The sequence below is a fragment of the Duganella sp. sic0402 genome (assembly GCF_019219065.1).
Taxonomy (GTDB): domain Bacteria; phylum Pseudomonadota; class Gammaproteobacteria; order Burkholderiales; family Burkholderiaceae_D; genus Rugamonas.
In genome coordinates, this window is sequence record NZ_JAHUWK010000001.1 from 1,053,264 (window position 1) to 1,071,485 (window position 18,222).

At 61.8% G+C, this 18,222-nt stretch carries 16 protein-coding genes; 6 read left to right on the top strand and 10 right to left on the bottom strand.

Translation table 11 applies throughout. From position 1 onward, the window contains the following. Window positions 1-12: 12 nt before the first annotated feature. From KW842_RS04500 to rpsB, 10 genes are all read right to left on the bottom strand, one after another. Window positions 13-516, bottom strand: coding sequence for an OmpH family outer membrane protein (locus KW842_RS04500; protein WP_218302859.1), 504 nt, complete (start codon window positions 514-516; stop codon window positions 13-15). A 68-nt stretch (window positions 517-584) separates the two neighbouring features. Continuing rightward, on the bottom strand, window positions 585-2,921 hold the full coding sequence (bamA, locus tag KW842_RS04505; protein ID WP_218302860.1) for an outer membrane protein assembly factor BamA: 2,337 nt from the start codon (window positions 2,919-2,921) through the stop codon (window positions 585-587). 40 nt (window positions 2,922-2,961) lie between these two features. Next, window positions 2,962-4,317 carry an RIP metalloprotease RseP gene (gene rseP, locus KW842_RS04510; protein ID WP_218302861.1) on the bottom strand — a complete coding sequence of 452 codons (1,356 nt, stop codon included), beginning with the start codon at window positions 4,315-4,317 and terminating at the stop codon, window positions 2,962-2,964. Further along, a complete protein-coding gene (gene ispC / locus KW842_RS04515) occupies window positions 4,314-5,507 on the bottom strand; it encodes a 1-deoxy-D-xylulose-5-phosphate reductoisomerase (RefSeq protein ID WP_218302862.1) in 1,194 nt (397 codons plus the stop codon). The genes rseP and ispC overlap by 4 nt, the downstream gene beginning before the upstream one ends. A 10-nt stretch (window positions 5,508-5,517) precedes the next feature. Next, a complete protein-coding gene (locus KW842_RS04520) occupies window positions 5,518-6,357 on the bottom strand; it encodes a phosphatidate cytidylyltransferase (RefSeq protein WP_218302863.1) in 840 nt (279 codons plus the stop codon). Then, window positions 6,357-7,109 (bottom strand): polyprenyl diphosphate synthase, encoded by a 753-nt coding sequence (uppS, locus tag KW842_RS04525; RefSeq protein WP_218302864.1) that lies wholly within the window; start codon window positions 7,107-7,109, stop codon window positions 6,357-6,359. The genes KW842_RS04520 and uppS overlap by 1 nt, the downstream gene beginning before the upstream one ends. A 165-nt stretch (window positions 7,110-7,274) precedes the next feature. After that, a complete protein-coding gene (frr, locus tag KW842_RS04530; RefSeq protein ID WP_218302865.1) occupies window positions 7,275-7,835 on the bottom strand; it encodes a ribosome recycling factor in 561 nt (186 codons plus the stop codon). A 31-nt stretch (window positions 7,836-7,866) separates the two neighbouring features. After that, the gene (gene pyrH / locus KW842_RS04535; protein ID WP_218302866.1) at window positions 7,867-8,583 is read right to left on the bottom strand and encodes a UMP kinase; all 717 of its coding nucleotides are present in this window, start codon (window positions 8,581-8,583) and stop codon (window positions 7,867-7,869) included. Window positions 8,584-8,703: 120 nt separating this feature from the next. Then, window positions 8,704-9,621 carry a translation elongation factor Ts gene (gene tsf / locus KW842_RS04540; RefSeq protein ID WP_218302867.1) on the bottom strand — a complete coding sequence of 306 codons (918 nt, stop codon included), beginning with the start codon at window positions 9,619-9,621 and terminating at the stop codon, window positions 8,704-8,706. Window positions 9,622-9,717: 96 nt separating this feature from the next. Further along, window positions 9,718-10,470, bottom strand: a complete 753-nt coding sequence (rpsB, locus tag KW842_RS04545) for a 30S ribosomal protein S2 (protein WP_218302868.1) — start codon at window positions 10,468-10,470, stop codon at window positions 9,718-9,720. A 359-nt stretch (window positions 10,471-10,829) separates the two neighbouring features. On the opposite strand from rpsB, the gene KW842_RS04550 reads away from it, so the two are divergent. From KW842_RS04550 to KW842_RS04575, 6 genes are all read left to right on the top strand, one after another. Next, window positions 10,830-11,684: an MHFG family PEP-CTERM protein gene (locus tag KW842_RS04550; RefSeq protein ID WP_218302869.1), complete on the top strand. Its 855-nt coding sequence runs from the start codon at window positions 10,830-10,832 to the stop codon at window positions 11,682-11,684. 144 nt (window positions 11,685-11,828) lie between these two features. Further along, window positions 11,829-12,650: a type I methionyl aminopeptidase gene (gene map, locus KW842_RS04555; RefSeq protein WP_218302870.1), complete on the top strand. Its 822-nt coding sequence runs from the start codon at window positions 11,829-11,831 to the stop codon at window positions 12,648-12,650. 19 nt (window positions 12,651-12,669) lie between these two features. Continuing rightward, complete coding sequence (locus KW842_RS04560) at window positions 12,670-15,237, top strand: [protein-PII] uridylyltransferase (protein ID WP_218302871.1); 2,568 nt, start codon at window positions 12,670-12,672, stop codon at window positions 15,235-15,237. 21 nt (window positions 15,238-15,258) lie between these two features. Then, window positions 15,259-16,008 (top strand): pseudouridine synthase, encoded by a 750-nt coding sequence (locus KW842_RS04565; protein WP_218302872.1) that lies wholly within the window; start codon window positions 15,259-15,261, stop codon window positions 16,006-16,008. 206 nt (window positions 16,009-16,214) lie between these two features. Further along, window positions 16,215-16,886, top strand: a complete 672-nt coding sequence (locus tag KW842_RS04570) for a flagellar brake protein (protein WP_218302873.1) — start codon at window positions 16,215-16,217, stop codon at window positions 16,884-16,886. 50 nt (window positions 16,887-16,936) lie between these two features. Further along, on the top strand, window positions 16,937-18,220 hold the full coding sequence (locus tag KW842_RS04575; RefSeq protein WP_218302874.1) for a DUF445 domain-containing protein: 1,284 nt from the start codon (window positions 16,937-16,939) through the stop codon (window positions 18,218-18,220). The last annotated feature ends 2 nt before the right edge of the window (window positions 18,221-18,222 follow it).

Genomic DNA, 18,222 nt, shown 5'->3' on the forward strand with positions numbered 1-18,222 from the left:
TCTTTGAGGTTGTTACTTGTCTTTGTCCAGCGCAGCCAGTACTTTGTCGGTGATGTCGATGCGCGGGCTGGCCCAGACGGCGTCCTGCAACACGATATCAAAGCCCTCTACATTGGCCAGCTGCTTGATGATCTTGGTGGCTTTTTCGGAAATCGCCTGGCGCTCCTCGTTGGTGCGCTGGCTCAGATCTTCGCGGAACTCGCGCTGGCGGCGCTGATATTCCTTGTCCAGCTCAAACACGTCACGCTGACGCTTGACACGGTCGGCCTCGCCCAGCGCCGGCACATCTTTCTCCAGTTTCTCCGACGCCGTTTTCAGGCGCAGCCCCATCTCGTTCATCGCCTTTTCGCGGCTCTTGAACTCTTCCTGCAGCTTCTCGCCAGCCAGCTTGGCCAGCTTGGATTCATTGTAGATGCGCTCCGGGCTGATCCACGCGATGCGCGAGGCCGAGGTCTGAGCCTGCACCGGCGCCAATGAACACCAGCCCAATGCAAGCACGGCAAGATATTTGGTCATGGTTGCGGATGCAGTCTTCAACTTATTTCTCCGAGGCAAAATTAATACTCTCTTTAACAAATGCGGCCTTAGAAGCCGGTGCCCATCTGGAACTGGAAGCGTTCCAGGCGGTCGCCGTATTTGGCGTTCAAAGGCTTAGCATAACTCAACTTGAGCGGACCAACCGGCGAAATCCAGCTGATGCCCAGACCCGAAGAATAGCGCAATTGCGAGAAGCGCATCTTTTCAGCTTCCTGATACACCTGGCCGCCGTCGAGGAAGGCGAACCAGCGCAGGCTGCGGTCCTGGCCGGAACCTGGGAATGGCATCTGCAGTTCGGCATTGCCGATCAGGCGCGAAGCGCCGCCCAGCGCATCGCCGTAGCGGGTGTCGACCGCGCCCAGCGACGAGCTGTAATAGCCGCGCACCGAGCCGATACCGCCGGCGTAGAAGTTCTTGAACACCGGGTAGCTGCTGTTGCCGAGGCCGCGGCCGTAGTCGATCTCGCCCTTCAACGCCAGCGTCACTTTGGAGAACAGCGGCTTGTACCACTGCTGCTCGTAGACGGCGCGGTAGTATTTCTGTTCGCCGATCACGTCCAGCTCCAGGTTGGCGCGCTGATAGCGGCCGATGGTTGGCGTGGTGGCCGAGTCGCGGCTGTCTCGCGCCCATGCCACGGTCAGCGGCACGGCGGTGGCGTTGGCCGTGCCGACGCCGCTGGCGATGCCGGTGATCGAACGCACGTAATCCTGGAAGCGGGTCGGCGAGGTTTCGTCGGTGGTGATCTTGGAACGTTCCAGACCGACGCCAAAGAATACGGTGTCGACTTCCGAGAACGGCACACCCCAGCTGACGCGGCCGCCCTGCTGTTTAATCGTGTACATACCGATGTTGACCGCCGGCGGTTTGGTGGTGCGCAGATACAGCTCGTAGCCGCGCGACACGCCGTCGTCGGTGTAGTAAGGGTCGGTCTGCGAGAACGAAATCGTGCGGCTGTACTTGGAGGTGTTCAGCTCCAGGCCGACGGTGGTGCCCGAGCCGGCGAAGTTGGCCTGCTGGATCGCCGCCTGGAACGAGAATTTCTCCGATTGCGAGAACGCGCCGCCGATCTGGAAGTTGCCGGTCGGGCGTTCGGTCACGGTCAGGTTGACGTCCACCTGGTCGGAAGTGCCCTGCGCTTCCGGCGTATCGACGGTCACGTCCTTGAAGTAGCCGAGGCGGTCGACGCGGTCGCGCGACAGCTTGATCTTGTTGGCGTCGTACCAGGACGATTCGAACTGGCGGAATTCGCGGCGTATGACTTCGTCGCGGGTCGAGGTATTGCCGGCGATATTCATGTGGCGCACGTAAGCGCGCTTGCCCGGATCGATGAAGAAGGTGAACGACACTTCGCGCTTCTCGACATCGATGTCCGGCGCGGCGTTGACGTTGGCGAACGCGTAGCCGAAGGTGCCCAGGCGGTCCGAAATCAGCTTGTTGGTGGCGGTCAGCAGCTCGCCCGAATAGGTCGCGCCTTTGCGCAGCAGCACCAGCTGGCGCAGTTCGTCTTCACGGCCGAAGGTCTCGCCTTCGAACTTGATGTTGTTGACCTTGTACTGCTCACCCTCGGTGATGTTGATGGTGATGTAGATATCCTTCTTGTCCGGCGTGATCGACACCTGGGTGGAGTCGATATTCATACTGATGTAGCCGCGGTTCAGATAGAAGGACTTGAGCGACTCGATGTCGCCGGTCAGCTTGGTCTTGGAATACTGGTTGGCCTTGGTGTACCAGCTGAACCAGCCGCCGGTGTTCAGCGCCAGGTTTTCCTTCAGCTCCTTGTCGGAGAACACCTTGTTGCCGACGATGTTGATTTCCTTGATCTTGGCGATCTCACCCTCGTCCACCACGAAATTGATGTTGACGCGGTTGCGCTCCAGCGGCGTGACGGTGGTTTCAACCTTGACGCCATACAGGCCGCGCGACAGGTATTGACGCTTCAGTTCCTGTTCGGCGCGGTCAACCGAGGCCTTGTCGAAAATCTTGGCTTCGCCGACGCCGATGTCTTTCAGCGCCTTGACCAGCATATCTTTTTCAAATTCCTTGGTGCCGGTGAAGTCCACCTTGGCGATGGCCGGACGTTCCTCGACCAGCACCACCAGCACCTGGCCGTCTTTTTCCAGCTTGACGTCCTTGAAGAAACCGGTCGCGTACAGCGCCTTGATGGCGGTGACCGACTTATCGTCGTTGAAGGTTTCGCCGACACGCACCGGCAGATAGCTGAATACCGTACCGGCTTCCGTACGCTGAATCCCCTCGACGCGGATGTCTTTGATGACGAAGGGATCGATGGCCATGGCGCTGCCGCTGCAGAGTGCCAGGACGGCGGCGCCAATCAGGCTGCGGCGCAAGGAAGTTGAAGTAATACGGTCAGAATATAATTTCATCGGGTTCAATGGCTCAATCAACGAGAACTACACATTACAGCTACAGCAGCCGGACAACGTCGTTAAACACCGCTAACAGCATCAGCGTCAGTAACAAACCAATGCCCAGGCGCTGCGCAATTTCACCAACGCGCTCTGGCACAGAACGCCCAGTTAAAACTTCCAGCGAATAATACAGCAAATGCCCCCCGTCTAGAACGGGAATTGGCAGCAAATTCATCACCCCAAGACTGATGCTGATGAAGGCAATGAAGCTCAAATAGTGCGCCGCGCCCATCCGCGCGGTCTGGCCGGCGTAGTCGGCAATCGTGATCGGCCCGGTGACATTCTTCAGCGAGGCTTCGCCAGTCAGCATTTTGCCTATCATTTTCAGCGTCATGGCACAAGTATCCCAGACCTTGTCCAGCGCCTTGCCGACCGCCGCCACCGGGGAAGATGGCACCTTGATCATATCCGGGCGCTGCGCGACGTAAGCGCCGATCTTACCGACTGTTACAGTTCCTTTGCTGCTTTTTGCCTGTTCCGCCTGCGGCACCACGCTGACGGTCAGCGGCTGGCCCAATCGCTGCAAAGTCACCAGCACGGTTTTGCCGGCAGCGCCGCGAATAATATCGATGAAGGCGATGCCGTCCGCCACCTGCACGCCATCGACGGAGGTCAACAGATCGCCCGCCTGCAAGCCGGCGCGTTCGGCCGGGCTGCCTGCCACCACCTGCTCGATCACCGGCGCCGGACGCGCCACGCCGATGCCCAGCAGGCCAGGCACGTCGCCGTCCAGGTCCAGCCCTTCCAGCGCCGCTGCCGGTACGGTGGCGGACACGCGGCCCTGCCCCGGACGTTCGACCGCCAGGCGGATCTCATGCTTGTCGATGGCCGACTGAATAAACTGCCAGCGCAGCTCCGACCAGACCTGCACCGGCTGCTCATTGATGGCGCTGACCACGTCGCCGCTGCGCAGGCCGGCCTGCCAGGCTGGCGCCTCGGTTTGTACGCTGATCTTGCTGCTTGGTTCTTCCACGCCGTGCATATACAGGCCGGCGAACAGCAGGATCGCCAGCAGGAAGTTGGCCAGCGGGCCGGCCGCCACGATGGCAATGCGCTTCCAGACGTTCTGGCGGGTGAATTCGCGTTTCAGGTCAGATTCCGGCAGGCCGGCCAGCTCGCCTTCGCGGGCGTCCAGCATCTTGACGTAGCCGCCCAGCGGCAGCGCGGAAATCGCCCATTCGGTCTGGTCCTTGCCGAAACGGCGCGACCACAGCACCGTGCCCATGCCGACCGAAAAACGCAGCACCTTGACCCCGCACCAGCGCGCCACCAGGTAGTGGCCCAGCTCGTGAAAAACGATCAGCGGGCCAAGGCAGAAGACAAACGCCAGCACGGTTTGCAGGAAGCTCATTTGCGCAGCCCGGCGATACAGGTTTCAGCGGCGGCACGGGCCGCGGCGTCCTGCGCCAGCACCGCTTCGATGCTATGCGCGTCGCCGTGCGGCAGCGTCTCCACCACGTGGGCGATCACCCGGTCGATCTGGCGGAAGCCGATCTTCAGGTCGAGGAAGGCTTGCACCGCCACTTCGTTGGCGGCGTTCAGCAGCGCCGGCGCGGTGCCGCCCGCGCGCAGCGCCTCAAAGGCCAGCGCCAGGCATGGGAAACGGTCGAAGTCAGGCTTCTGGAATTGCAGCGTGGCGATCTGCGTCAGGTCCAGCTGGGCCACGCCGGAAGCGATGCGCTCCGGGTAGGCCAGCGCGTGGGCGATCGGGGTGCGCATGTCCGGGTTGCCCAGCTGCGCCAGCACCGAGCCGTCGACATAGGACACCATCGAATGGATCACCGACTGCGGATGGATCAGCACTTCGATCTGCTCGGCTGGCGCGCCGAACAGCCAGTGCGCCTCGATCACTTCCAGGCCCTTGTTCATCATGGTGGCCGAGTCGACCGAAATCTTGCGCCCCATCGACCAGTTCGGGTGTTTGCACGCCTGGTCCGGCGTCACCGCGTCCAGCGTCGCGACATCGCGCGCCAGGAATGGGCCGCCAGAAGCGGTCAGCAGAATCTTGGCCACGCCGGCGGCGCTGTCGCGCACGGCCGGCAGCTTGCCGCCGAACTGCGGCATCGACTGGAAGATGGCGTTATGTTCGCTGTCAATAGGCAGCAGCACCGCGCCGGATTCGTGCACGGCGTCCATGAACAGCTGGCCGGACATCACCAGCGCTTCCTTGTTCGCCAGCAGGATTTTCTTGCCGGCGCGCGCTGCGGCCAGTGTCGGCGCCAGGCCGGCCGCGCCAACGATGGCGGCCATCACGCTGTCGACTTCGGCTGCGCTGGCAATGCTGCACAGCGCCTGTTCGCCCCACTCCACTTCGGTGTTGACGCCCGCTGCGCGCAAAAGTGCAGCCAACTGGGCGGCGGCGGCGGCAGTGCCGACCACGGCGCGCGCCGGACGGAACTGCACGCATTGCGCGGCCAGTTCTTCGACGCGGCTATGCGCCGACAGCGCGTAGACGGCATAACGCTGCGGATGGCGGGCGATCACGTCCAGCGTGGACACGCCGATCGAACCGGTGGCGCCTAATACGGTAATACGTTGCATGGGTATTCTTTCAGATCCAGGACGAGACCAGCGCCGCCATCGGCAGCACCGGGATCAGCGCGTCCACGCGGTCCAGCACGCCGCCGTGGCCAGGCAGCAGATTGCTGCTGTCCTTGATGCCGGCACGGCGCTTGAGCGCGGATTCAAACAGGTCGCCGATGACCGAAAACATCACCAGCACCAGCAGCACCAGCAAGGCCAGGCCCCAGCCGAAGCGGGCCTGCAGCTTGTAGGCGAAGGTGTCCTGCAGCCATGGCGCGGCGCCGCCGGCCAGCATCACTGAGATGACGGCCAGCACCAGCACGGCAAGCGCACCGCCAATCGCGCCTTCCCACGATTTGCCCGGCGAAATGGTCGGCGCCAGCTTGCGCTTGCCGAAGGCCTTGCCGGAGAAGTAGGCGCCGATATCGGCGACCCACACCAGCACCATCACCGACAGCAGGTACAGCGGCGATTTCAGGTACAGGCCGACCAGCGCGAAGAAGGCGACAAACACGGCAAAGCAGAAAGTGATGGCCAGCGACCAGTTGGCGGCGCCGCCCATTTGCGGCAAGCCCAGCCCCAGCGTTGGCGCGTAACGGATCAGCCACAGCAAGGCGGCCACGCCGTACAGCGCGTTGACCGCGCCCGGCTTGGCCGAGTACATCAGCGCGACAAACAGCGCGCCGCCGACAAAGCCGGCCACCCGCGCCCTGCCTTCGCCGAGGCCGAACAGGCGTGCGCCCTCCCACACGGCGGCAGCGACAAACAGCGTCACCACCAGGGCAAACGCAGGGAAATAGTTGAAGAACAGGACCGGCAGCAGCACCGCCAGCAATACCAGCGCGGTAATAATCCTCGTTTTCAGCATCAGTTTGTCTTTTCAGCCAGTTGCGCGCCGGTACGGCCAAAACGCCGCTCGCGGTGCTGGTAGGAGGCGATCGCCTCATCGAGACACTCGGCGGAAAAGTCCGGCCAGTAAGTGTCTGTGAAGAACAGCTCGGTATAAGCGAGCTGCCATAACAGGAAATTGGAGATGCGCTGCTCGCCGCCGGTGCGGATGAACAGGTCGGGCTCGGGCGCGTAGGCCATGGCCAGGTGCGGCGCCAGCTGCTCTTCGCTGAAGTCGCTTGCGCCCGGATGGGCTTTGACCATTTGCGCCACGGCTTGCATGATGTCCCAGCGGCCGCCGTAGTTGGCGCAGATGGTGACGGTCATGCGGGTGTTGGCGGCGGTCTTGCGCTCGGCGGAAGCGATCATGTTCTGCAGCTTCTCGTCGAAGCGGCTGAGGTCGCCCACCACCTTGAGGCGGATATTGTTGGCGTGCAGCTTTGAGACTTCGCGTTCCAGCGCCGTGACGAACAGGCGCATCAGCAGCGACACTTCCTCTTCCGGGCGGCGCCAGTTTTCGGAACTGAAGGCAAACAGGGTCAGGTATTCGACGCCGCGGCGGGCGCAGGACTCGACCACGGTGCGCACGGCTTCCACGCCCTTGACGTGGCCACCCACGCGCGGCAGGAAACGCTTGGTCGCCCAGCGGCCATTGCCGTCCATGATGATGGCCACGTGGCGCGGCACGGCAGGCGCGTCTGGAACCTCGGTAGTCGAACTCGTATATTTCATGAAAACGTCGGTGCCAAAGTGCAAAGTATTGCAGGTGTGAGACAAAAAGACAAGACGAGCTCCGTAGAAGCGTCATTCCCGCGAAAGCGGGAATCCATCAGCCGCGTGCACGCACGCTCAGCATGGATTCCCGCCGGCGCGGGAATGACGAACTTCTGGCGGCGCTTAAACCGTCAGAATTTCTTTTTCTTTCTCACCAACCATCTTATCGATGTCAACGATGAACTTGTCGGTCAGCTTCTGGATGTCGTCGGTGCCGCGGCGCTCGTCGTCTTCCGAGATGGCTTTATCCTTGACCAGCTTTTTCAAGCCTTCGTTGGCGTCGCGACGGATGTTACGGACCGCAACCTTGGCATCTTCCGCCTCGCCCTTGGCCAGTTTGACCATTTCCTTGCGGCGTTCTTCGGTCAGCGGCGGGGTCGGCACGCGGATCACGTCGCCCTGCGCAGCCGGGTTCAGGCCCAGGTCGGCGTCGCGGATGGCTTTCTCGATGGCGCCAGCCATCTTTTTCTCGAATGGCTGGACGCCGATGGTGCGGGCGTCGACCAGGGTCAGGTTGGCCACCTGGTTGATCGGGGTTGGATTACCGTAGTAATCCACGGTGACGTGGTCGAGGATGCCGGTGTGGGCGCGGCCGGTACGCACTTTGGCCAGATCGCCACGCAGGGTTTCCAGCGATTTGGTCATGCGGTCTTGCGCACTCTTTTTAACGTCAGCTACGGACATTGCTGCTCTCCTGTATATCTGAAATATCTAATTAAACGTGAACCAGTGTACCTTCATCCTCACCCATGATGACACGCATCAGCGCGCCTGGCTTGGTGATGGAGAACACCTTGATCGGCAGTTTCTGGTCGCGGCACAGCGCAAACGCGGTGGCGTCCATGACCTGCAAATGCTTGGCGATCGCTTCGTCGAAGCTGATCGAGCTGTACAGCGTGGCGTTCGGGTCCTTCTTCGGGTCGGCAGTATACACGCCGTCGACCTTGGTGGCCTTCAGCACGATTTCCGCGCTCACTTCCGAGCCGCGCAGCGCTGCTGCGGTGTCGGTGGTGAAGAACGGGTTGCCGGTGCCGGCCGCGAACACCACGACCTTGCCTTCTTCCAGGTATTGCAGCGCTTTCGGGCGCACATACGGCTCGACCACCTGCTCGATGCCGATCGCCGACATCACGCGCGCGGTGATGCCGGCATGGCGCATGGCATCAGCCAGGGCCAGCGCGTTCATCACGGTGGCCAGCATGCCCATGTAGTCGGCGGTGGCGCGGTCCATGCCTTGAGCGCCGGGCGCAACGCCACGGAAGATATTGCCGCCGCCAATGACGATCGCCAGTTCCACGCCCAGTTTCGCGACCTCGGCCACATCGGCCACCGTCCGTTCGATCGTGGCGCGATTGATGCCATATGGATCATCGCCCATCAGGGCTTCGCCGGACAATTTGAGGAGGACGCGCTTGTAGGCTGGTTTGGACATGAGACGGGGCTCCTATTGAGGGGGTTGTTCGGGGTTATGCTGCGGCGCCTATGATACCTTGCCCGGCGCCGCGTTCTGCTGCGGGCTTAAAAAAACGGGCCTCTCGGCCCGTTTTCTGTATTACGCTCCTTTGGAAGCGGCCACTTGAGCGGCCACTTCTGCTGCGAAGTCGTCTACCTTCTTCTCGATGCCCTCGCCGACCACGTACATCACGAACGATTTTACGGTGGTTGCTTTTTCTTTCAGCATCTGCTCGATCGATTGCTTGTCGTTTTTCACGAAAGCCTGGTTCAGCAGCGATACTTCTTTCAGGTACTTCTGTACCGAGCCTTCCAGACGCTTGGCGACGATGTCGGCAGGCTGAGCTGGTTTGCCAGCGGCAACAGCAGCAGCTGCATCTTCGTCAGCTTTCAGCTGAGCAACCGAGCGCTCTTTTTCGATCAGTTCGGCAGGAACCTGGTCAGCCGACAGCGACACTGGCTTCATTGCAGCGATGTGCATCGCCACGTCTTTACCGACTTGTTCGTCAGCGCCGTCGAATTCAACGATCACGCCGATACGGGTGCCGTGCAGGTACGACGCCAGCTTGGCGCTGGATTCGAAACGCTGGAAGCGGCGGATCGACATGTTTTCGCCGATTTTACCGATCAGGGCTGCACGGACTTCGTCCAGGGTTTTGCCTTCGTCGCCAGCTGGCAGGGCCAGCAGGGCAGCTACGTCGGCCGGGTTTTTCTCAGCGACCAGACGGGCTGCGGTGTTGGCCAGGTTCAGGAAATCGTCGTTTTTCGCAACGAAGTCGGTTTCCGAGTTCACTTCGACCAGGGCGCCAACGCCGCCGGCGATGTAAGCAGCGACCACGCCTTCAGCGGTGATGCGGCTTGCTGCTTTACCAGCTTTGCCGCCCAGCTTGACGCGCAGGATCTCTTCCGCACGTGCCATGTCGCCATCGGCTTCGGTCAGTGCTTTTTTGCATTCCATCATAGGCGCGTCGGTTTTCGCGCGCAGTTCGCCTACCATTGCTGCGGTAATAGCTGCCATGTGTTTCTCCTGTAATTCGGTATTCGGGGGTGGTTAGTTAAAAAAAAGGGGGAGCTGTTGGCCACCCCTTTTCTCATTACAGCCTGCCAGGAACGATTAAGCCTGTTCGCTGACTTCGACGAATTCGTCGCCGGCTGCTGCTTTAACCAGCTCAACAACTTCTGCGCCAGCTGCCGAACGGCCTTCCAGGATCGCATCTGCTACGCCGCGGGCGTACAGGGTGATGGCTTTCGACGAGTCGTCGTTGCCTGGAATGACGTACTGCACGCCTTCTGGCGAGTGGTTGGTATCGACCACGCCGATCACTGGGATGCCCAGTTTAGCGGCTTCGGTGATGGCGCCTTTATGGTAGCCAACGTCGACAACGAAGATAGCGTCAGGAACGCCGCCCATGTCTTTGATGCCGCCGATCGATTTTTGCAGCTTGACGATTTCGCGTTGGAACATCAGCGCTTCTTTTTTCGACATCTTCTCAGCCGAACCATCGGCCACAGCGGCTTCCATGTCTTTCAGGCGCTTGATCGAGGTTTTGATGGTTTTGAAGTTGGTCAGCATGCCGCCCAGCCAACGCTGGTCAACATAAGGAACGCCTGCGCGCTGGGCTTCTGCAGCGATGATATCGCGAGCTTGACGCTTGGTGCCCACCATCAGGATGGTGCCACGGGAAGCGGCTACTTGCTTAACATGCTTCATCGCTTCTTGATACATACCCATCGTCTTTTCCAGATTGATGATATGGATCTTGTTGCGGTGACCGAAGATGAACGGTGCCATCTTTGGGTTCCAGAAACGGGTTTGGTGACCGAAGTGGACACCGGCTTCCAGCATTTCGCGCATAGTTACGGACATAATATACTCCAGGGTTAGTTCTGGAATCCGATCAGTCACCCAAGCTCAGCCTGGGCACCCTTGTCAACCGGATTCGCGTGTTTAAATTAACGAAAATAACAACATTGCTCAAATCAAATCCAAGCAACCCGAGATTCTACCCTAAAAACAGCGACTTGCGCAAGTTTCCAAGCGCAAAAACAGGGTATTCACCGGCGCCGCGCCACAGCAGCGGACACAGGATAAAATTAATCCCAGGTAATTGATGCGGAGATACAGAAAATACAATATCATTGCGGACATAACAATTCCTTCCTATCAACCAAAGTTTCGCAACGCCTAATCCCTGCATAGCGAGCATACAGCCTGAAAGATCGCCTATGCCGTTACTCCTCGCCGTTACGCTGGCCGCCGCAGTGCAGCCAGTCTGCTCGTGGGACAATCCCGGACACAATCCTTACACTGGCGCCACCGCCGCCGCCATCGACCACTACACCGACATTCCCGAGAAAGTGCGCCTCACCCTCAAGCGCCGGCTCGAAGAGGGCCAGGCGGACGACCAGGTCAGCATCACCCGTCACGGCATCAGCGGCAAGCACCAGTACGACCCGGCCATCCGTGACATGCACTTCGGCAAGTCTTCGCTCTGCGCCAGCGTCACCCGCAGCAAATGGACGGAAAGCCGCAGCGAACCTGGCGCCGTGTATTGCGTCGACCAGCACTGCATTCTGGTGCCGCGCATTTGCGGCAACGTCAGCCGCATCAGCCGCAGCGGCAACGCCGCTGCGGCCGCCTCCGAGCAAGACGCCACCCATGCATCGGCAGAGCTGTTCGACGCCACCGCCGAACAGCAGTTCGCCGCATTCAGCGAGGTCGATCTGGGCCTGGACGACGCGCCGCTGCGCGACGACCTCTCGACCGCCTTCATGTCGCCGGAAGGCATCGAAGGCGCAATGCGCCGTGCCGCCGCCGAGCGCCGCTACCAGGCAATGACCGGCCTGCTGGGCGAGCTGTCGGCCGAAGAACTACTGGCCGCGATGGGCCAGGACGCCGATTCGCTGGCGCGCCGCCAGAGGCTGTCTGGTGGCGGCGGCATCAGCCTGCCAATCAGCGACGCGCCAGCCGCGCCGGTGCCGGAAGCCGACACCTGGGCCATGCTGGCCGCCGGCCTCGGCCTGGTCGGCTGGCAGGCACGCCGCCGCGCCCGCAAGGCTGCAGCGCAAGCCGCCCGCTAAGCCATCCCCGACGACGCCGCACGCGACCAGCCCGGCGTCGTTTATAATTTCGACATATTGCGCGCCCCGCGCCACCGCTGCCTGCGGCTGGCGCGGCGCACGCCCACCGCCTATTCCCAAGTTTTTAGCTGATTGCGATCCAATATGTCTATTTCCATCAAAACCGCCGAAGATATCGAAGGCATGCGCATTGCCGGCCGCCTCGGTTCCGAAGTGCTGGACTACATCACCCCCTTCGTCAAGCCGGGCGTCACCACCGGCGAGCTGGATCGCCTGTGCCACGAATACATGGTCAACGTGCAAGGCACCGTGCCGGCGCCGCTGAACTACTGCCCGCCAGGCTACACGCCCTACCCTAAAGCCATCTGCACCTCGGTCAACGACGTGATCTGCCACGGCATTCCGGGCGACAAGGTGCTGAAGAACGGCGACGTGGTCAACCTCGACATCACCGTCATCAAGGACGGCTACCACGGCGACAACAGCCGCATGTTCTTCATCGGCGAACCGTCGATCCTGGCCAAGCGCCTGTCGGACATCACCTATGAATGCATGTGGCTGGGCATCCAGCAAGTGAAACCGGGCGCCACGCTGGGCGACATCGGCCACGCCATCCAGCAGCATGCGGAAAAAGCCGGCTATAGCGTGGTGCGCGAATTCTGCGGCCACGGCATCGGCAAGGTCTTCCATGAAGAGCCGCAAGTGCTGCACTACGGTAAGCCAGGCACCGGCGTCAAGCTGGAAGCCGGCATGATCTTCACCATCGAGCCGATGATCAACGCCGGCCGCCGCGAAATCCGCGAGATGAACGATGGCTGGACCATCAAAACCAAGGACCGCAGCCTGTCGGCGCAGTGGGAACACATGCTGCTGGTGACCGACACCGGCTACGAAGTGCTGACGCTGTCGGCCGGCAGCCCACCGCCGCCCGCCTTCATCAGCGGCGCCGCTGTCAAGGCAGCGTAATCCCGTGAACGCGGCCGTGATGAAGAACCAACTACGCGAACAGCTCAAGCGCCAGCTGAAGGCCGACCGCCAGGTCGTCATTGCCGCCTTCAAGGAGGACAACAAGCCGGAAAAACTGCTGCGCAGCCTGCGCCAGAGCGTGGACGCGGTGCTGACCACGGCCTGGCACGCGGCCGGCCTGCCGGAAGACACGGCGCTGATCGGCGTCGGCGGCTACGGCCGCGGCGAGCTCTTCCCCTATTCCGACATCGACCTGCTGATCCTGCTGGCACAAGCGCCCGACGCCGCCACCACCGAAAAGCTGGAAGAACTGGTACAGCTGCTGTGGGACCTGGGCCTGGAGATCGGCCACAGCATCCGCACCGTGGACGAGTGCCTGAGCGAATCAGCGGCCGACATCACGGTGCAAACCAGCCTGCTGGAAGCACGCATCATCTGCGGCGACGAGCAGCTGTTTGCCGAACTGCAGGCGCGCTACGACGCCGCCATGGACCCGCGCGCCTTCTTCCACGCCAAGGTGCTGGAGATGAAGCAGCGCCACGCCAAATACGAAGACACCGCCTTCAGCCTGGAACCGAACTGCAAGGAAAGCCCGGGCGGCCTGCGCGACCTGCAGGTGATCCTGTGGCTGGTGAAAGCCGCCGGCCTGGCCAACTCGTGGCGTACGCTGGCCACCAGCGGCCTGATCACCCAGACCGAGGCGCGCCAGCTGATGGAAAAGGAACGCGCCTTCAAGGACATCCGCGTGCGCCTGCACCTGCACGCCGGCCGCCGCGAAGACCGGCTGGTGTTCGACGTGCAGACCGCCATCGCCGAGTCGCTGGGCCTGACCGCCACCGGCAGCGGCGTGCACATGCGCCGCGCCAGCGAATACCTGATGCAGCGCTACTACTGGGCCGCCAAGACCGTCACCCAGCTCAACACCATCCTGCTGCAAAATATCGAAGAACGGCTGTTCCCGCAGGACGGCGTGGCGGTGCCGATCAACGCCCGCTTCAATGACCTGAATGGCCTGATCGATATCGCCGACGACGATACCTTCGAGCAGAATCCGTCGGCCATGCTGGAAATTTTCCTGCTGATGACCGAGCGCCCGTCGATCAAGGGCATGACCGCGCGCGCCACCCGCGCGCTGTGGCACGAGCGCTTCCAGATCGACGCCGCCTTCCGCGCCGACCCGGCCAACCGTTCGCTGTTCCTGCAGATCATGCAGGCGCCGCGCGGCATTCTGCATGCGCTGCGCCGCATGAATGATCTGTCGATTCTGGGCCGCTACCTGCCCAACTTCCGCAAGATCGTCGGCCAGATGCAGCACGACCTGTTCCACGTCTACACGGTGGACCAGCACATCCTGATGGTGGTGCGCAATATGCGCCGCTTCACCATGGCCGAACATGCGCATGAATACCCGTTCTGCAGCCAGCTGATGGCCAACTTCCGCCGGCCGTGGGTGCTGTTCCTGGCCGCGCTGTTTCACGACATCGCCAAGGGCCGTGGCGGCGACCACTCCAAGCTGGGCATGGCCGACGCCGAGCAATTCTGCCGCGAGCACGGCATGAGCGACGAGGACACCGAGCTGGTGGTGTTCCTGGTCGAGAACCACCTGACCATGTCGCAGGTCGCGCAAAAGCAGGACTTGTCCGATCCGGACGTGATCCAGGCCTTCGCCAAAGTGGCCGGCGACGAACGCCACCTGACCGGCCTGTACCTGCTGACCGTGGCCGACATTCGCGGCACCAGCCCCAAGGTATGGAACGCATGGAAAGCCAAGCTGCTGGAAGACCTGTACAAAATCACGCTGCGGGTGCTGGGCGGCGAGCCGCACAGCGCCGACAACGAACTGCGCAACCGCCAGCAGGAAGCGCTGGCCACGCTGCGCCTGTACGGCCTGGCGCCGGACGCGCACGAAGCCTTCTGGAAGCAGCTGGACGTGGCCTACTTCCTGCGCCACGACGCTTCCGACATCGCCTGGCAGACGCGCGCCCTGTACGAACGCTTCGACAGCGAGCAGGCAGTAGTCAAGTGCCGCCTGGCGCCGATCGGCGAAGGCTTGCAGATCGCCGTCTACATCAAGGACCAGCCAGACCTGTTCGCGCGCATTTGCAGCTATTTCGACCGCAAGAATTTCTCCATCCTCGACGCCAAGATCCATACCACGCGCCATGGCTACGCGCTGGATACCTTCATGGTCACCGAGCAGAATTTCGCCAAGAACTACCGCGACATCATCAACCTGATCGAGCATGAGCTGTGCGCGCTGCTGACCAATCCGGAGCCGCTGCCGGCGCCGGGCAAGGGCCGGCTGTCGCGCCTGTCGCGCACCTTCCCGATCCAGCCGACGGTGGACTTGCGGCCGGACGAGCGCGGCCAGTACTACCTGCTGTCGGTGGCGGCCAACGACCGTACCGGCCTGCTGTACTCGATCGCCAATGTCCTGACCAAATACAAGATCAACCTGCACACGGCCAAGGTCATGACCCTGGGCGAGCGCGTGGAAGACGTCTTCCTGATCGATGGCGCAGTGCTGAGCAACGCCCGCAACCAGATCCTGCTGGAAACCGACCTGCTGGACGCCATCAAGGTTTAACCCGTTTTAAAGAGCATCACTATGTCTGAAGAATTACTCCGCCTGTCCAAACGCATGTCCGAACTGGGCTTGTGCTCGCGCCGCGAGGCTGATGAATGGATTGCGCGCGGCTGGGTCCGCGTTGACGGCCAGGTCGTGTCCGAACTGGGCACCAAGATTTACCCGAGCCAGAAAGTCACGGTCGAACGCCAGGCGGCTGCCGAGCAGTCCAAGCGCGTGACCGTGCTGATCAACAAGCCGATGGGCTATGTGTCCGGCCAGGCCGAGGACGGCTACCAGCCGGCGGTGGCGCTGATCAAGCCGGAAAACCGCTGGGCCGACGATCCCTCGCCGGAACAGTTCCACCCGACGCAGCTGCGCTCGCTGGTGCCGGCCGGGCGGCTGGACATCGACTCGGTCGGCCTGCTGGTGCTGACCCAGGACGGCCGCGTCGCCAAGCACCTGATCGGCGAAACCACCGACGTCGACAAGGAATACCTGGTGCGGGTCGAATACACCAAGCCGGGCAAGCTGCCCGACAGCGACCTGAAGAAACTCAATCACGGCTTGTGGATGGATGGCAAGCCACTGCTGCCGGCCAAGGTCCGCTGGCAAAACGACGACCAGCTCAGCTTCACGCTGCGCGAAGGCAAAAAGCGCCAGATCCGCCGCATGTGCGACATGGTGGGCTTGAAAGTTGTCGGTTTGAAACGAGTCCGCATCGGCAAAGTGAAACTGGGTGACCTCCCGGTCGGCCAATGGCGTTATTTGCGCCCCGACGAGCGCTTTTGAACCACAAGATACTAAAATTTCTTGCCATTTTGCAAGCCAAGATCATGAATCCGCTGTAAACTGCGCAGATCGACCTCGCATTGTGGAAGTCATTATCAAAGAGATATGCCGTCGTGAACGATCCTATACCAAATGAATTTCGCCGCGGGCCTCCCACCCTAAAAGACGCTGTGGAGCCAATCGCTGCGGGTTCGAAGCCCCACGACATGACCGATGAGCATGACATCGGTGATGCCCTGACAGCGCTTGCCGAAAGCGGCGAGCCGGTGTCTATCTATCCTTCCAGCGCCACCAATGTGGTGATGGCCAGGCTGAAATCGGTCGATCCGGAAAATCCCTACTTTGTGCTGGAACTGAACGAAGGTGAATTCCTGCCGCCAGGCGACGCCACCTTTGTCGCCTGGCTGCGTTCGGCCAAGATCCAGTTCACGCTGAGCTCCCCGGACTGGGCGTCCAAGCCGGATGAGCCGACGCTGCTTCCGCTGGAATTCCCGCTGAAGTGCATGGTGCTGAACCGCCGCGCCTCGGCACGCCTGGAAACCCCGCTGGGCGTGTACTACATGGCGTCCTTCGTCCTTAATGGCAAGCCGTACGAGCTGCAACTGTACGACTTTTCCGCCGGCGGCGTCGGCATGCGCGCCGCGCCGCGCGACGCGGTCGGCCTGCACGTCGGCCGCAAGCTGCAGCGCGTGCGGCTGGAGCTGGGCCCGGATTCGGTGATGATCGCCGACCTGGAAGTGCGCCTGTCGCGCACCTTCCGGTCCTTCCTGCTGGGCGAGCAGGTGCAGATCGGCTGCCAGTTCATCAACCTGTCGCCGCTCATGCAGGATGAACTGGCGCGCATGCTGAATCAGCTTAACAGCAGCAAATACCGCTAAGCTCAGCCGCGCGCCGGCGGCGCCATGCCATGTCATGCCATAATCGGCACATGAGCAAAGAACAAGAACTCCGCCGCTCCAAGCAGCTGGCGCTGGCCCTGCTGGCGGCAGCCGCAACGCTGTTCGTCATCACCTCGCTGCTGCCGCGCGGCTTCTGGGTCGATGGATTGCGCGCCATCTCGGAGGCGGCCATGGTGGGCGCGCTGGCCGACTGGTTTGCGGTGGTGGCGCTGTTCCGCAAAGTGCCCATCCCGTTTATCTCGCGCCACACCGCCATCATCCCGAATAATAAGCACCGCATCGCCGACAACCTGGCCGGCTTTGTCGACGAAAAATTCCTCAAGCCGGAATCATTGGCGGCAGTCATCCTCAAAACCGATCCCTCGACCCATGTCGCCGAATGGCTGCAGCAGCCGGCCAATCGCAGCTATCTGGCCGCACATCTGCTCAGGCTACTGCCGGAAATTCTCGCCACCATCGATGATGCGCGCATCCAGCAGCTGCTGCGCGATGCGCTCAACACCGCCATCGGCAAGCTGGATCTGTCACGCTCACTGGGCACGCTGCTGGCCGGGCTGACCAGGGATGGACGCCATCAGGAACTGCTGGACGACGGCATGGTAGCGCTGATTGGCCTGGTCAACCGCCCTGCCACGCGCGAGCTGATCGCCACGCAGATTGCGGCATGGCTGAAGCGCGAACACGCCACCATGGAGCTGATGCTGCCGACCGAATGGATCAGCGAAAGCGGCGCCTCGATGATCGCCAAGGCACTGCAAAATCTGATGGAGGACATCGCCGCCGACCGCGAACACAAGCTGCGCATCAAGTTCGACGGCGTGGTGCAGCGTTTCCTGCTGCGGCTGGAATCCGATCCGGCCTTTGCGGCCAAAGGCGAAGACTTCAAGCGCTACCTGCGCGACGGCGACACCTTCAACCATTACATCAGCGGCTTGTGGGGCAGCGTACGCGACTGGATCAAGGCCGATATCGCCCGTGGCGATTCACGCCTGAACGACGGCGTGATGCAGGCCGCCGGCTGGCTCAGCGAGGAACTGCTGCGGCATCCGGCCATGCGCGCCTCGCTGAACCAGCACCTGGCCGGCATGGCGCGCACGCTGGCGCCGGCCTTTTCCAGCTTCTTCACGCGGCATATCAGCGATACCGTCAAAGCCTGGGATAACCAGGACCTGTCGCGCCAGATCGAACTGAATATCGGCAAAGACCTGCAATTCATCCGCGTCAACGGCACACTGGTCGGCGGCATGATCGGGCTGTTGCTGTACATCGTTGCCCAGATCATGCAATGGGCAGGAAGTTATCTTCATCCTTGACT